This window comes from Lacrimispora sphenoides JCM 1415 (assembly GCF_900105615.1).
In the GTDB taxonomy this organism is placed as follows: domain Bacteria; phylum Bacillota; class Clostridia; order Lachnospirales; family Lachnospiraceae; genus Lacrimispora; species Lacrimispora sphenoides.
Genome location: NZ_LT630003.1, coordinates 1,686,966 through 1,702,909, shown reverse-complemented (window position 1 = coordinate 1,702,909; position 15,944 = coordinate 1,686,966). Strand labels below are relative to the sequence as shown.

General features: G+C 41.6%; 13 protein-coding genes. 11 read left to right on the top strand and 2 right to left on the bottom strand.

Annotated elements, in window-relative coordinates; translation table 11 throughout:
- The 6 genes from BMX69_RS07575 to BMX69_RS07550 all read left to right on the top strand — a co-directional run bounded on the left by BMX69_RS07575 (nt 1) and on the right by BMX69_RS07550 (nt 8,713).
- Nucleotides 1–912 carry a carbohydrate kinase family protein gene (locus BMX69_RS07575; protein ID WP_054790753.1) on the top strand — a complete coding sequence of 304 codons (912 nt, stop codon included), beginning with the start codon at nt 1–3 and terminating at the stop codon, nt 910–912.
- Nucleotides 913–1,450: 538 nt separating this feature from the next.
- The gene (gene tnpA, locus BMX69_RS07570; protein WP_100042017.1) at nt 1,451–1,921 is read left to right on the top strand and encodes an IS200/IS605 family transposase; all 471 of its coding nucleotides are present in this window, start codon (nt 1,451–1,453) and stop codon (nt 1,919–1,921) included.
- A gap of 321 nt (nt 1,922–2,242) precedes the next feature.
- A complete protein-coding gene (locus BMX69_RS07565; protein WP_100042016.1) occupies nt 2,243–3,775 on the top strand; it encodes an ABC-F family ATP-binding cassette domain-containing protein in 1,533 nt (510 codons plus the stop codon).
- Nucleotides 3,776–3,993: 218 nt separating this feature from the next.
- Complete coding sequence (locus BMX69_RS07560) at nt 3,994–5,286, top strand: glycoside hydrolase family 125 protein (RefSeq protein ID WP_100042015.1); 1,293 nt, start codon at nt 3,994–3,996, stop codon at nt 5,284–5,286.
- Between the two features lie 48 nt (nt 5,287–5,334).
- Nucleotides 5,335–7,113, top strand: a complete 1,779-nt coding sequence (locus BMX69_RS07555) for a sensor histidine kinase (protein WP_100042014.1) — start codon at nt 5,335–5,337, stop codon at nt 7,111–7,113.
- Nucleotides 7,103–8,713 (top strand): response regulator, encoded by a 1,611-nt coding sequence (locus tag BMX69_RS07550; protein ID WP_100042013.1) that lies wholly within the window; start codon nt 7,103–7,105, stop codon nt 8,711–8,713. Before BMX69_RS07555 ends, BMX69_RS07550 begins: the two co-directional genes overlap by 11 nt.
- Before the next feature lie 173 nt (nt 8,714–8,886).
- Here BMX69_RS07550 and BMX69_RS07545 read toward each other — a convergent pair whose 3' ends face one another.
- Nucleotides 8,887–9,795 (bottom strand): CehA/McbA family metallohydrolase, encoded by a 909-nt coding sequence (locus tag BMX69_RS07545; RefSeq protein ID WP_100042012.1) that lies wholly within the window; start codon nt 9,793–9,795, stop codon nt 8,887–8,889.
- 15 nt (nt 9,796–9,810) lie between these two features.
- Nucleotides 9,811–10,281, bottom strand: a complete 471-nt coding sequence (locus BMX69_RS07540) for a DUF6669 family protein (protein WP_054791945.1) — start codon at nt 10,279–10,281, stop codon at nt 9,811–9,813.
- Nucleotides 10,282–10,488: 207 nt separating this feature from the next.
- On the opposite strand from BMX69_RS07540, the gene BMX69_RS07535 reads away from it, so the two are divergent.
- The 5 genes from BMX69_RS07535 (at nt 10,489) to BMX69_RS07515 (ending at nt 15,942) form a co-directional block, all read left to right on the top strand.
- Nucleotides 10,489–11,400 (top strand): PHP domain-containing protein, encoded by a 912-nt coding sequence (locus BMX69_RS07535; protein ID WP_100042011.1) that lies wholly within the window; start codon nt 10,489–10,491, stop codon nt 11,398–11,400.
- 11 nt (nt 11,401–11,411) lie between these two features.
- Entirely contained in the window at nt 11,412–12,194 is a 783-nt protein-coding gene (locus BMX69_RS07530) for an endonuclease/exonuclease/phosphatase family protein (RefSeq protein ID WP_157724399.1), read from the top strand.
- Nucleotides 12,195–12,221: 27 nt separating this feature from the next.
- A complete protein-coding gene (locus tag BMX69_RS07525) occupies nt 12,222–13,148 on the top strand; it encodes an ABC transporter permease (RefSeq protein WP_100042010.1) in 927 nt (308 codons plus the stop codon).
- Between the two features lie 37 nt (nt 13,149–13,185).
- A complete protein-coding gene (locus BMX69_RS07520; protein WP_100042009.1) occupies nt 13,186–14,934 on the top strand; it encodes an extracellular solute-binding protein in 1,749 nt (582 codons plus the stop codon).
- Nucleotides 14,935–15,042: 108 nt separating this feature from the next.
- Complete coding sequence (locus tag BMX69_RS07515) at nt 15,043–15,942, top strand: carbohydrate ABC transporter permease (RefSeq protein WP_100042008.1); 900 nt, start codon at nt 15,043–15,045, stop codon at nt 15,940–15,942.
- Nucleotides 15,943–15,944 lie beyond the last annotated feature (2 nt).

Below are 15,944 nucleotides of genomic sequence, written 5' to 3'. Positions count from 1 at the left end.
ATGGAGCACGTTTCAGGAGTCGGAATGGTTAATGTGGATATCCTTTATTCAGGAATTGAGAGAATTCCCAATGAAGGGGAAGAAATATATTCCAAGGGATTTGATATTCAGTTAGGTGGGGGAATTCCGGCAACTATGATTAACCTAGCACGCCTTGGAGTTCCTACTGAGCTATGTACTTTCTTAGGAGATGATATGTTTTCCAATTATGCAAAAGCCCAGTTAGAACACTATAATACATCATATCATAATATTTACAATGGAAACGGTATGCCCCTGGCCATAACCTCTATCATCACAACACAAAGGGATCGTACCTTTATCTCATATCGTAATCACTTTACACTTAATAAAGAAGATCAGGATAGGATATACGATAAACTAAAAGGTGCAAAAATAGCAGATATGCAACTGGGGTATTTAGAAGTATATAAGCGGTTAAAAGTGGATGGAACAGTACTGGTTTTTGATGTGGGCTGGGAGGACGGAATGTCTTTAGAAAAATATTCAGAGTATCTTAAGCTTGCAGATTACTTTACGCCAAATCAAAAAGAAGCGTTAGAGATTACGAAAACAAAGAATTTGCAGGATGCCGCGGATAAACTAAAAGAATATTTTGATCAGGTTATTATCAAACTTGACAAGAACGGTTGTATGCTTGTAGAAGGTGATACTACACATATCATTCCGCCGTTAGAGAATATTAAAGCGGTAGATGCTACAGGAGCAGGAGATGCATTTTTAAGCGGTTTCATTTATGGTTTATATCATGACTATGACATGAAAGATGCCATACTGTTTGGTAACATTACCGGCGGATTATGTGTAGAAGGGATTGGATGTTTAACGCGCTATGTAAATGAGACGGAATTATTAGAGATAGCAGAAAAACATCGTAAAAATATTAGGTGAAATAAATAAAAGATAGAAAGGTGGACAATTTATTTGATATTCTTAAAAATCTAAATGATTCGGTTGAGAGCATTTAGATTGCGGTCTTGCAAATCTTAGCTTGACTTTCCTATTTGCAACAGACCGCGATTTGACAGTACCGAAATGCTGTGATATAATGATGGCGTTTCAGTAAAGGAGAGAATACTATGAACTTCTATTTGACCAATCAACTTGTTAAGAAACTCAACTCTGTACAATTCATGCCGGTGAAACATTGTACAGAGTATAGCGTATAGATGACGCATTAAGATTTCATCGGAAAGCAGGGCAATATTCATACTGATACAATTAGTATGCTATTGCTTCTTTCCGTGTGTAAATTTAGCGTATAAAAGGCTATGGGCAATGTTTTGTCCGTAGCCTTTTGCTTGTATGGGATACAATAAAACCCCCTGTTATACAGGGGGAAGGTATAAAACTTATAGTTATATTAAAAGCCTCCAGCTATAATAAATGTGGGTTCGCAAGCCACAAATAAAAAACTGGAGGTATCCAAATGGATAAGAATACATTAACACATACAACTTGGAATTGCAAATATCATATAGTTTTTGCGCCTAAATTTAGAAGAAAGGCAATCTATGGAGAGTTGCGAGAAGACATCCGAGAAATTATTAAGATGTTATGTGAAAGAAAAGGGATAGAAATATTAGAGGGAGAGTTGATGCCAGACCACATTCATTTGCTGTTAAATATCCCACCGAAATATAGTATTTCAGAAATAATGGGATATCTAAAATCAAAAAGTACTCTTATCATATTTGAAAGACATGCTAATTTAAAATATAAATATGGAAGTAGAAAATTTTGGTGTAGAGGATATTTTGTGGATACAATAGGAAAAAATGAGAAGAAGATAAAAGAATATATTCAAAATCAGATGCAGGAAGATCTGCTGTATGATCAAATGAGTATAACGGAATATATTGATCCGTTTACCGGAGAAATGGTAAAAAAGAAAAAATGAGCATGCCCCAGAAGGGGCGGCAGAAGATCCCAAGGGGATAATGGATAAAGGTGCATAGAAAATAGGCCCGAAAGGGCTAGCAAGAGAATGTGGTACAAAAGGCGAACCTTTCTATGCGCCTTTAGGCGTAGGTCGGAGTAACCCCCTTATAGGGGGTATGTCAAACCGCCGGTTTTACCGGCGGTACTGATTTTAAAATATCGGTTTTTATAGAACTGAGAGGCAGAAGGCAGATACACTTATGTGTATTGTCTTCTGCCTTTTTGCATTTTTACACATGGCTGCTGATTTAATAACAGAAATGAAAGGACTTTGATTAACATGAGCTTACTAGAAATTAACGGATTATCACATTCTTTTGGAGATAATCTACTTTACAAAAATGCAGAATTAACCCTCAACAAAGGCGAACATATTGGTATCGTTGGACAGAACGGAACTGGAAAAAGCACTTTGATTAAAATTTGCACCGAGCAGGTAATGCCGGACGCCGGACGAATTATCTGGCAGTCCAATATCTCTGTCGGTTATCTCGGCCAGTATGCGGAAATAGACCATAGCTTAACTATGAAAGCATTTTTGAAGTCAGCCTTTTCAAGACTATATGAGATTGAGCATGAAATGGGCGCATTATATGAGATGGCCGCAAACGGCGATATGAGATACTTGGAGCGTGCAGCTAAACTTCAGGAAGAACTTGAAAGGCATGATTTTTATTCGATCGATACACATATCGAACAAGTGGCAAACGGATTGGGATTGCTTGCAATTGGTCTTGCCCGTCCGATTGAGCAAATGAGCGGAGGTCAGCGTGCAAAGGTCATTTTAGCAAAATTACTTCTGGAAAAACCAGATGTCCTTTTGCTTGATGAACCTACAAACTTTTTGGATAAAGAACACATTTCATGGCTTGCCGATTATTTATCAAGATTGGAAAATGCTTTTATGATAGTGTCACATGACTTTGCCTTTTTAGATAAAATCACAAATCGTATTTGTGATATAGACAATGATACCATTACAAAATATTATGGCGCTTATTCTGAGTTTTTGAAAAAGAAAACTATGCTGCGTGAAGATTATATTAGGCAATATTCAACACAACAAAAAGAAATCAAAAAGACAGAGGAGTTTATAAGAAAAAATATTGCCGGGCGAAAATCAAAAATGGCAAGAGGCCGCCAGAAGCAGCTTGATCGCATGGATAAAATGGAAGCATTAGCGCAGAAGGATATAAAGCCCTATTTTTATTTTCCAGAATTACCTTTGACGAATACAGAGCATTTAGCAGTTAAACACTTAGCAATTGGCTACCATTACCCTGTATTATCTGATATTGATTTTAGCATAAAAGGCGGGCAAAAGGTAGTGATTACCGGGTTTAACGGAATAGGAAAGTCAACGCTATTAAAAACTCTGGTTGGGCAAATTCCGTCCTTGCAGGGTTTATATAAATACTCTGAGCAAGTAACTATTGGATATTTTGAACAGGATCTCTCATGGTCTGATGAAACAAGAACACCCATTCAGATTGTTTCAGATTCCTATCCGAATCTGGTAATAAAAGACGTTAGAAAAAAATTAGCCAGATGTGGTATTTCGAGCAAGCACGCGATGCAATCAATCGGGACATTAAGCGGCGGAGAACAGGCAAAAGTGAAAATGTGTCTATTGACATTAACACCATGCAATTTTCTGATTATGGACGAACCGACAAATCATTTAGACGTTCATGCAAAAGACTCCTTAAAAACAGCCTTGATGGAATTTCCGGGGACCGTTTTACTGGTTTCACATGAAGAAGCATTTTATCAGGATTGGGCACAAAAGGTCATTGATATAGGAAAACGGTAAAAACATTTTGAATCTTCTAATCTGCCCGGCAGCAGAAAAGAAATAAAGCTGCAGGGCAGATAGTTTTCTGCGCTTTTATACTATTTACGTTTAACTCACACCATTTTGTATCCAGAAATGCAAAAATATAACTCAACACTGGAACGTACATATTGACTCTAGCCAACATATCGCCCCATCTGGTATAATAAAATCACTAATAGAAAGGACGTGAACGGATGCAAAAAATGTTAGAAAAAACACCGGATATTCTATTGTCAAGGGGAGCGAAGCTGGAGGATGAATATAAAAAGGTATATCCCGAACTGGCACCCTTAGTAAAACAATGCTTCTTAAATACGATGGATACCACTGTAAAAAGACTGGATGATGAAAGCTTTTTTGTAATCACCGGGGATATTCCGGCTATGTGGCTGCGTGATTCCGCAGCGCAGGTAAAACCCTATATAAAATATGCCGGTATGGACAGGGAGCTGTGTCAGATTATCAAAGGCATTATTCGAAAGCAAGCGGAGATGGTCTGTATCGATCCTTATGCGAATGCGTTTAATGAGAGCGCCAACGGTGCGGGACATAAAGATGATACAAAGTTAAATGACTCTGTATGGGAAAGAAAATATGAAGTGGATTCCTTATGTGCCCCTGTTTATCTTTCCTGGCAGTTTTGGAAAGATACAGGAGAGGCGGATATCTTTGACGAGAAGTATTTAGAGATGCTTCACAATATTTTAAAAGTATTTACTACGGAGCAGCACCATGAGACATCTGAGTACTTTTTCCGAAGAAGTGACTGCGTGGAAACCGATACACTTCCTATGGAGGGAAAAGGGAATCCGGTCGTCTATACAGGGATGACCTGGTCTGGATTTCGCCCTTCGGATGACCGGTGTGTCTATGGGTATCTGATTCCTGCAAATATGATGGCAGTGACCGCGCTTACCTATGCAGAGGAAATATGCAGAACGGTTTATCAGAATGAGGAACTGGCCAGGAACTGCCAAAAGCTCTTGACGGAAATCAGAGAGGGCATAGAGAGATATGGAGTTGTCCATCACGAAAAGTACGGTGATATCTATGCTTATGAAACAGACGGTATGGGACATCATATTCTGATGGATGACGCAAATTCCCCCAGTCTTCTGGCGATTCCTTATCTGGGCTGCAAAGATGCTTCGGATGAGATTTACAGGAATACCCGCAGATTCATCCTGTCAGAGGACAATCCTTATTTTTATACCGGTACATACGCCAGGGGCATTGGAAGCCCGCATACACCAAAAGGCTTTATCTGGCACATCGGATTAACGATGCAGGCACTTACTTCCGCTGACAGGGATGAGATACTGGAATGTCTGAGAATGATAGCGGCTACCCATGCCGGTCTAAACTATATGCATGAGTCCTTTAACCCAGAGAACCCGGAAGAGTTTACCAGGGACTGGTTTGCCTGGGCTAATTCAATATTTGCAGAACTGCTGGATCAATTATCAATTCAAGGGTTCTGGTCCTGAACAATTATGGATGAATTATGAATATCTGCACCGGGAGGAATACCTGGAATGAAATTGGAATGGATACATTCGAAGCCTATATTTATACAGCTGGTTGCTTTTTCTCTCCTGATCAGCCTGATACCGATATTGATTGTCGGTACTTTCTTGTTCAGAATGCTGGAAAATATGGTGATAAGTGAGATGGAAGACTACCATGCCCAAATCACTTCCCAGTATACGAAAAATATTGAGGAAAAGCTGGAACAATACCAGAAGAGTTTAAGATTTATCTCCAACAATACGATGATATTAAGCACATTGGCAGATAAAAGCCAAAACCCTTATGTCAGGGGAGAGATTATCAGCGAAGAGGTAACAAAATCTCTGCTGTTGGAAAAAAACAGCGAAATCAGAAACTGTATGGTTTACTCCATGGTTAAAGAGAATCCCGTTTATGGAAACAGGGCTTCTATGATAGAAGAGGCCGGCAGGGAAATATGGTATCCGAAAGAACAATCGGTAGATGAGGGGTGGTTTTCATACTTTGTCCTGGGGGATAAAGAGCCTCTATTATCCATAGTGAAAAAAGTAGAAAGACTGGACACGGATAGTCTTACCAGAACACAGCTGGGAATTGTAAAACTGGATGTTTACATGACAAAATTGTTTGCACCGGCCGCTTTAAGCCATGACAGCAATGCAGCCTATGATGTAATTGCATATAGCGGGGATTCGGAGATACTATATTCCACAAATGCAGATACTGCTCCGGTTTTACAGGCATATTTAAAGAACCATGACAAAGAAAACTCAAAGAGCGGTTCCATTCAGGAAATCAACACCTATGTGGTCGAGCAGAAAGACTTAGACAGCTACGGAATGAAGCTTTTGTTCCTTTTTAACAATAAGGAAATACTGGAAAGAAGAGCTGAAATCCAGTGGCTGGTGCTCCCGTTAATAGGTGTTCTGATCCTGATCATCATCGGCTGTTCGTATGTGTACAGCCGAGGTTTTTCCTCCCGGATTGCCCTTCTGCTTCAGAAGTTCCGCACAGCAGAAACCGGAGATCTGACCATACAGGCTCCTATTAATGGAAAAGATGAGATTGCAGAACTGGATCACCAGTTTGATCATATGCTGCTTAAGCTGGATAAACTAATCAAAAAGAATTATATCCAACAGCTGGAAAATAAGGAAAACCAGCTTTTGAATCTGCAGCTGCAGATTAATCCTCATTTTCTATATAATACCTTGGAGACGATCAGTTCTATTGCAGCAGTGAAGCAGGTATTCGTGGTTTGTGATATGTGTCAGAGGCTGGGGGAGATTTTCCGGTACAGCCTGGGAAAAGATTATGGTGAGATCGTAACACTGGAACAGGAGCTGGCCCATATTAAGAACTATATTTTTATTCAAAAAATCAGGTATGGAAATCGTTTTGAGGTTTTCTACAATATTGAGGTGGATGACCAGAAGTATTACCTTCCCAGGTTTATCTTGCAGCCGATTGTGGAAAATGCGATTGTTCATGGTTTGGGTGAACTGACCAGTACAGGAACTTTTGAAATCTTCGCTTATGAAAAAGATGATATGCTCTGCATCTGTATTGAGGATGATGGCGTGGGCATGGACAGTCAGGGTGTGGAAGCGTTAAGTGCATATATTAACAGCACCGAACCGGATAAAAAGAAAAATAAAAGCATAGGAATCAAGAATGTAAACCAGAGGATTAAATTGTTCTGTGGGGAGCAGTATGGAATAATCATAAAAAGTCATCCGTATCAGGGCAGCCGGTTTACACTTCGTCTTCCTGTAGTCAAAGGAGGTGAGGCGGATGAGACATAATTTACTGATTGTAGATGATGAAGAATTAATACGCCAGGGATTGCGGGCACGGCTGGAGTATCTGAAAATTGATACTCATGAAATATTTGAAGCAGCAAATGGTATGGCAGCCTTGGAGGCTGTGGAAAATCATCCGATTGATATCGTGATTACGGATATAAGGATGCCGGACATGGACGGGCTCACCCTGATTCATGAAATTAAAAAGCTTCAAAAAGACATGCAGTTTGTAGTCTTGAGCGGTTATGCAGAGTTTTCTTATGCAGAAACTGCAATTCGCCTGGGAGTAAAAGCTTATCTGCTAAAGCCTCTGTCCAATGAAGAATTAAAAAAGACGTTTAAGAAGCTATATCAGGATATGGAGCGGGATTCCAAAATCATAAGCGCCATGTGGAGGCAGACGAGAATGGATCGGGAAAAGCAGGAATACCTTCAGGAAAAGGCAATCAATGCATTGCTTTTTGACACTTCAGCTGAAACCATGGATTATAAGGATTTAATCGAAGTCTGCGGAATAAATGCCGGTGACTGCGGCAGAGATGTGTTTATGATGCTGTCTGTTATTCATATCAGCGGGGAAACCTATGACAATATGAAGTTTCGCCGGATGGATTGTGATTTAATACGGTTTTCTGTTCGAAATGTTCTCCTTGAACTGGAATCTTCCTGCGGAAAACAGATTGTGAACAGCCTTTCTGACAATAATCAATTGTATGCAATCTTTTTTATGGAGGACGAAAAGAGGCTGAGGAATGAAGTGGAGCGTATTTTCCTTGAGATGAGGTCTGTTCTGGAAAAGAGGATGAATATTTATCTGACGTTAGGGGTGAGCAGATACACGCTTTTACTTGGTAGAAAGTCAGCTTCAGAAGCACTTGGAGCTTTGAAACAGAGAATCATTTATGGAGATTCCAATCTATACTTCTATGAGGATACCGGGATCTTCAGCGAACAGAAATTTCCGGTTTCTCAGATTCATCTGCTTGATTCCTATTTGGAGAAAAATGAAATTCATAAGATAAAAAATCTTTTGCAGGAAATTTTTTCGGAAGAACTGATGCGTAAGTATGGGACGCCTTATCTGAGAATTATGTGGGTGCGGATTTTAAACGTAATTCTTAAACATTATGATAAGAAAAGAAAGGCTTCCAGTATGGAAAAACTGTTGATGAGTTTTAATCTGCCGGATCAGATTCAGTCGGCTTCTGAAATCCAGCAGCGTATTACCGATATCATTATGGAGTGTGTCCGTGCAGAAGCTGTGAACGACATGAATGCCAGGAGCAAAATCCAGATGGCGGTCCGGTATATTCAGGAACATTACAGTGAAGATATCGCAATTAATGATTTAGCAATGAGCTATGGTATGAGTCCAAATTATTTTTCGTCTGTATTTAAAGCGGAGACCTCACAGTCTGCTGTGAATTATATTACGGAACTAAAAGTCAAAAAAGCACAGGAACTGCTTGAGAATTCGGAACTCAGCGTGGTGGATATCGCAAAGCGGACCGGATATGAAGACAGTCAGTATTTCTTCCGTGTATTCAAAAAACACACAGGTATGACTCCTCTTGGTTATCGGGAACAAAACAGGATATAAAAAGAGAAACACCGTTAAATTTTGTAGAATCTCTACTAAAAAACGGTGTTTTTTCTATTATATCAACCGTATCAGGTTTTCTCAATTCCATTGCGTACCTTTAAACTTCAGTTTTAACCCCTACCATCGGGAGTAACTCTATCTGCGTTAGTGATATGCGCCTGACCCCATAGTCATAAGTAAATTACCGGACTTACACACACCAGGTTTTCTAAAATAACATCTTTTTCGTAAAGCTTTGGAATAATTATGGTATCCTTTCCGAATTCAGTTACCGGAATCCGGTCATACACATGGCAGGTTAAGGTGGCTGAACCAGATTTCAGAGTGATGATATAATCATCCGGCAGGGCAGGAGTGTATCCCGTTTTTTTTGTCTGGTGTAGAGAAAAATGAATCATGCCGTTCTCCCTATGGATTTCCAGCAAAGGACCTTTGCATACCCAGGTTTTTTGCGTATGTATGGCATCAGCCAGTTCCTGGCTTACGTCACCGTCTTTTTCACCCTGAATGTAGGTGGCGTAATGTCCGGAAAAAGAGCCGTTGCCATGCAGATCCATGCCGCAGGTAGCAGACAGTTTTTCGCCGGAAAGCACCAGAGATTCCCAGAGCATCACAGCCTTTTCATTTACCTCATGAAGGGGTTCGGGATTATTGAAAATCTCGATAAAATCACAGCAGGAATAGTCAGTAACAGTCATTACAAACCGGCAGCCCTGGGCAAAAGGCCATCCATAGGAAAAGGGATGTGCGATACCCACCAGTGCACCTTTGGCGCGGACAGCAAAAAAGAGCAGCTCCGGTTTGTGTTTGTTGATATTCTCCCAGGGTACATACTCCTTTAAGTTCAGGCAGAGAATGTGCCCATAGTAGGTTGTATATTCCATGCCCGGAATAAATGATATGGGCAGGTGCGTTTCTTCCAAAATTGCCTGAATTTTTTTATGTCCGGATATGGTATTGTGATCGGTGAGAGCAAAAGCATCCACTTGATCATCTGCCATAAGCTCCGTCAGTTCACGGCAGGTACAGGAAGCATCCGATTCGTTGGTATGATTGTGTAGTTCCAGTCTTTTATACATGTCAGCTTCCTCCTATTATCGTACCCGCACAGTCAGGGTGTAATCCGTGTTGTCAAGGAGCACGGAAAAAGCCAGAATTGTAACCTTTAAAACGCCTTCAATGGAGGCCTGCGGTATGCAGCCTTCTGTAGCTTCTTCGGGAGTAAAGTGCATATGCCTGGTGGTCAGCTGCCGGTGGATGCATCCGATGAAATCATCGTTTAACATTGCCAGGGTATGAATCTCAGTTTTCATCTGGTCATAGATGGCATCCTCAAGTTCTTTCGGGGAAGATAGGGTTAAATCATAGGCTTCTTTACAATAAGCAAGCAGCCTTTGTTTCAATCCCGGCGTTATATCTTCGGGAGAAAAGTGCCTGGGCCCGAAGGAAAATTCGATATCCAGTTCTTCATAGGTTTCCTCCAGACAGACGGTATAGGAAATCTGCCCGACAAAATCTTTTGACAGTTTTCCCTGGACCTGATAGACCGTTTTCATATCAACCATAGTCGTATATCTCCATTTATATTTTTTGTTGATTCCAGTCAAGAATAAGCAATCATTTTTGGAATGTCAAGAGTCGGAGAACAATCGTAGAAATATCCAGTTTTTTTGAAAGTTGAGTGCATTATGAGAAAAACAATGTTTTGATATACTACATATATTGGAAGACAATCAAGAGGCCCAGGAGAAGGGCCGGAAAGGAAGCTTTATTTGGAAAAGAGAACTCTGTATAAAGAGGGAAGCTATAAAAAAGGGAACCTCCATACCCATTCTACCTGGTCTGATGGGGTGAATACGCCAGAGGAAGTGGCGGAACATTACCGCGGTAAAGGGTATGATTTTCTGGCGATCACGGATCACTGGGTCTATGGAATCCATCCTGGGCTTTGCAGGGAAGATTTTCTGGTATTCCCGGGCACAGAACTGAATATAGAACTTCCTGCGAGAAAGGATCATCATCTGGTTGGGCTGGGCTTGCCGGAAACCAATAAAATCCCGGAAGGTTATACGTTTCTGGAGGAGCGAAAGCGAAATGCCTTAAGTACCCCCGAGAGGATCATAGAATATTTTGGGCAGAAGGGAAATGTCACATTATATGCACATCCGTACTGGTCGAAAGTGGACTCTGTTGATATCAAGTATCTGCAAGGCATGATAGGAATGGAAATCTATAATCATGGATCAGAATTTGAATCAAATAACGGCAGCTCGGAAACGTACTTTGACCATTTCCTCTTCGTGAGAAACAGGATTAACTGCTTTGCCACAGACGATGCACATGATCTGGAAGAACATAGTCTGGGCGGTTTTGTTATGGTTAAAATCAGGGAATTTACTCACAGAGGGATCATGGAGGCATTGAAAGATGGCAGCTTTTTCGCTTCCAGCGGTCCTCTGATCGAGGACTTTTATGTAAAAGATCAACAGGCAGTGGTAACCTGTGCAGCCTGCCAGGACATCTATTTTCAGACACCTCACCGGGGCGGCCATCTGCACAGTGATGCAGAAAACTTAACAGAGGGGAAGTTTGAACTGAAAGGCGACGAGGAATATGTACGTGTGACACTTAAGGATTCCCATGGGAAAAAGGCGTGGAGTCAGCCAGTATGGCTCTGGTTATAGGGGGGCTTAAGATGCTGAAACTCGTAACATTCAATATAAGATGTGATTACGATCAGGATAAGGGCAATAGTTTCCGATATCGAAAATCACTGATCCTGGAACAAATACAAAAGGAAAAACCGGATCTGGTCTGTTTCCAGGAGGTGCTTCCTCATGTGGCAGTATGGTTAAAGGACGTATTAGAGGATTATTATGTGGTCGGATGCGGGAGAAGTGAAACGCTGGAGGACGAACAGGTGGCTGTGGCATACAAAAAGAAACGGCTGAATCTGATCTCCATGGAAACCTTTTGGCTTTCTTTACAGCCTTACCGGCCAGCCAGCAGATATAAAGAACAGTCAATCTGTCCCCGGGTATGCACTGAAACGCTGTTTGAAGATCTGGAGGAAAGACAGGTGTTCCGTCTTTTAAATCTTCATCTGGACCATCAGGGGTTACAGGCAAGAATTCTTGGACTGAGGCAGGTACTTAAAAAGGCAGAGGAAGCAAAGCTGTTTCCCGAAGCGCCTGTAATTCTGGCAGGTGATTTTAATGCAGAGCCGGATGACGAAGAATTTCTTGAGATAAAGCAGCGTCCGGAATATCGGAATATCACAGATGGGATTGGAATTACTTATCACGGCTTTGAACCGAAAGATGAACCGGAACGTATTGACTATATTTTTATCAGAAACTCAAAAGGTGAAAACACAGGCCTTAGATGCCGGTCTGTGGATAAATGGGAGGAGAAGGAAGATGGCGTGTGGCTGTCGGACCACTATCCTGTCTGCGCTTTGCTGGAATGGATCAAATGAAAAAGTCATAAAAAAGGGGGATATTTTATGCAATATGAGCCGCCAAAACAGCCGCTGGGAAAAAGGCTGCTTCGCTACTGGCCGCTGTATGTGATGCTTCTGCCTTGTATTGTTTACTACATATTGATTTGCTATGTACCCATGGCAGGCTTGGTACTGGCCTTTAAGGATTATTCATTTAAGAAAGGAATCTGGGGAAGCCCATGGGTGGGGCTTAGGTACTTTAAGACGTTCTTTTCCAGCTATGACGCTCCAAGGCTGGTAAAAAACACGTTAACCGTGGGTGTGATTAAATGTATCCTGGAATTTCCGTTTGCCATAATTCTGGCACTGATGTTAAATGAGCTTCGCAGCATGAAGTTCAAGAAGGTTACACAGACGGTTACATATCTGCCTCACTTTCTTTCTTCGATTATTATCGTTACGATGCTGCAAAGAATTCTGGCGCCCAATACAGGTGTGCTGAATCAAGCAATTTCAGCATTGGGAGGAGATGGAAGTACGTTTTTCCTGATGGATGCAAAATATTTTTTCCGCATTCTGTTTTCCATGGATTTATGGAGGAATATCGGTTGGGATTCCATCATCTATCTTGCGGCAATCAGTTCGGTGGACACTTCTTTGTACGAAGCGTCGGAAATGGATGGCTGCGGCAAGTTAAAAAAGATGTGGCATATTACACTGCCCAGTATACGCGGAACCATAGGCCTTCTGTTCATCATGGGAGTGGGAGGACTGCTTTCCTCCGGTGTAGAGCAAATCTGGCTTCTGCGCACACCCGGTAACATGTCACTGGCGGATACTCTCGATGTCTTTGTACTTCGAACCGGTATTCAGGGCGGACAGTTTGGTTATGCGACTGCAATTGGCTTGATACAGGGATTTGTAGGCCTTGTATTGGTCGTAGTATGCAATAAACTCAGTAAGAGGGTTACTGAGGTCGGACTTTGGTAATGTATTTATAATTATATTTTTAAGGGAGGTATTAAACATGAAAAGGGAAACCTTAAAACACTGGCTGGCAGTGTCTATGGCCGGAGCCATGGCGTTGACCACGCTGGCAGGATGCAGCAGCCAGGGTAACAGCAGCAGTACTGCAAAGAGCGAAGGAAGCAGCACAGATTCTTTAAATAAGCCAGATACCTGGATTGCAGACCGTACCATTACGGTTCAGGCCTATGTGGATGATATCGGAAATACGCTTCCGGATGATATTAACAACACGGAAACAATGAAGAAGATTACGGAGCTGACGGGCATTAAACTGGAGGTCCGATATACACCCGGAGACAGTGACTCAAAAGTAATGGCTTCCCAATTTGCATCAGGAACCATCCCGGATGTGATTGTCAGCTATCTGGATGATTCCACAAGAAAGGAATTCCCATTGCTGTATAAGGCTGCCAAGGATGGCATGTTTGCAGATGTTTCCGATTATATGAAGAACAGTAAGGTGTATTCCAAATATTATGAAGATGGTTACCTTCCGCAGGATACCCATGATAATATTGTGTTCAGAAAAAATCTGGACGGTGTCTATATGTGGCAGATGAATATCGACGAGATTGACCGTTCTCTGGAATACAACGCGGATGAAGAGTATGTTGGCGGTATGTACATCCAGTCTGCCATAGCGGATGCTCTTGGTATTGATCCGAGAACAATTAATACACAGGACGACTTTTATAACCTGCTGGTTAAGATTAAAGAAGGCGGTTTTAAGGATGATAACGGCAATGATGTATATCCATTGGGGCCGAAATACTGGGGTGGTTCTGCAGATCCCCTGAAATTTATCACCGCCGGATATCATTGGGGTGTCAGTGATAATTATAATCTGGATACAGATGGAAAAGTTAAACACATTGCTGAAACAGATTATGCTTATGAGCAGATTAACTTTGTTAGAAAGCTTCTTAACGAAGGACTTATGAATCCTGAGTTCTTTACTATGGACTCTACCCGTGCAGAAGAAGTTTCCAGAAATCACAGCTCGGCAATCATGGCAGATGTTCATAACTATGAAGAAATTGTATATGGAAGTGATGACTGGGTACCTCTTGGGCCGTTGAATGATATTCAGGGAGACAACAAGGAAGTGGTACACGGAAAGTCTCACCGTGGGTGTATGGCAATCTCTGCAAATGCTGAGAATCCGGAAGAGATCTTCAAATTCTTTGACTGGCTGTCTACAAAGGAAGGACAGGTCATCGCCCAGTATGGTGCTGAGGGAGTATCCTATGACATGGTAGACGGCTATCCGCGGCTAAAGGATGAGGTTGTCAAAAAGTTGAATGATGGCGATACCGATTATCTGATTAATATCGTTGGTTCAGGTCTTGGCGGTTCAGGAAATTACTTTTTTGAATTTGTGCTGACCAATAAAAACAACATTGATAACTTTGGGGAGCCACGTCCCGGTGCCTCCGCAGGTGAGTCCGCTTTTGCAAGAAGTGTAACGATTGCCAGGGATTATCCGGTGGAAAAGAAACTGGTTCCGGGGCTTGATGCCACGGCATATTTATCAGCAGATGAACTGGCGGATGTTAAGATGCAGATGGAGCTTCTGGACTGGAAGGAAACCTTCATACAGACATGCTTCGCAAAATCAGATGATGAGGTAAAATCCATTATTGAGTCCTTCCGCGCACAGCTTAAAGCAGCAGGTGTGGAAAGATTTGAAAATCATGTAAAAAAAGTTTACGATGAAAATCCGGAATCAGTAACATTTTATAAATAAGATATGGAGGGGGCGCAAAATGCAAAAATTCAATAAAATGCGGCTTATGTCTTGTATGAAGAACTCATTTTGCGGCCCCCGAAGAAAGAGGAAAGGATTGGGCAGAGAATGAAAAAAATTATAAAGACAAACCCAATGGACCTGGCAATGCAGATATTGATTTATATTATAATCATTGCACTTTGTCTGATTATTCTGCTCCCGTGTTTAAATGTACTGGCTCTTTCTTTTAATGATGGAAAGGATGCCGCCCGGGGCGGTATCTGGTTCTGGCCAAGAGAATTTACATTAAACAATTTTAAAGAGGTATTTAAAGACGGGAGCATCATGAATGCATATAGCATCACTTTGGCGAGAACAGGAATCGGAACTTTTTTAAGTCTGATGGTCACTACGATGGCAGGCTTTGTACTGAAACAGTATGATCTTCCCGGACGTAAGTCCATCACGATTCTGATTACCTTTACCATGTTGTTTGGCGGCGGTATGATTCCTACTTATATCCAGTATAAGAATTTGCATTTGCTGAACTCTTTCTGGGTATACGTAATTCCCAGTCTGGTGAGTGTAACGTACCTTATAATGGTGAGAAGCTTCTTTGAGGGGATACCGGACAGTCTGGAAGAGTCAGCAAAACTTGATGGATGCGGTTATTTTCAGATTTATACAAAAATCATGCTCCCTTTAAGTAAACCGGTGATTGCTGTGGTGGGACTTTATACGGCGGTGAATCACTGGAACGATTGGTTTGCCGGAGCATTTTATATGAGTAATACGAAGTTATGGCCGGTTCAGACCGTATTGCAGCAGATGCTGACGAAAGCCATGAGTTCTCAGCGTGAGGTTACTTCCGTGGCGCAGGCACTGGCCCATAACACGGCATCCGTAACTTCGGATTCATTAAAAATGGCAGCAGTTGTGGTAACAACAGTACCGATTCTCTGTGTCTATCCTTTTATTCAGAAATATTTTGCCCAAGGCGCTATGATTGGCGCGGTCAAAGGGTGAGT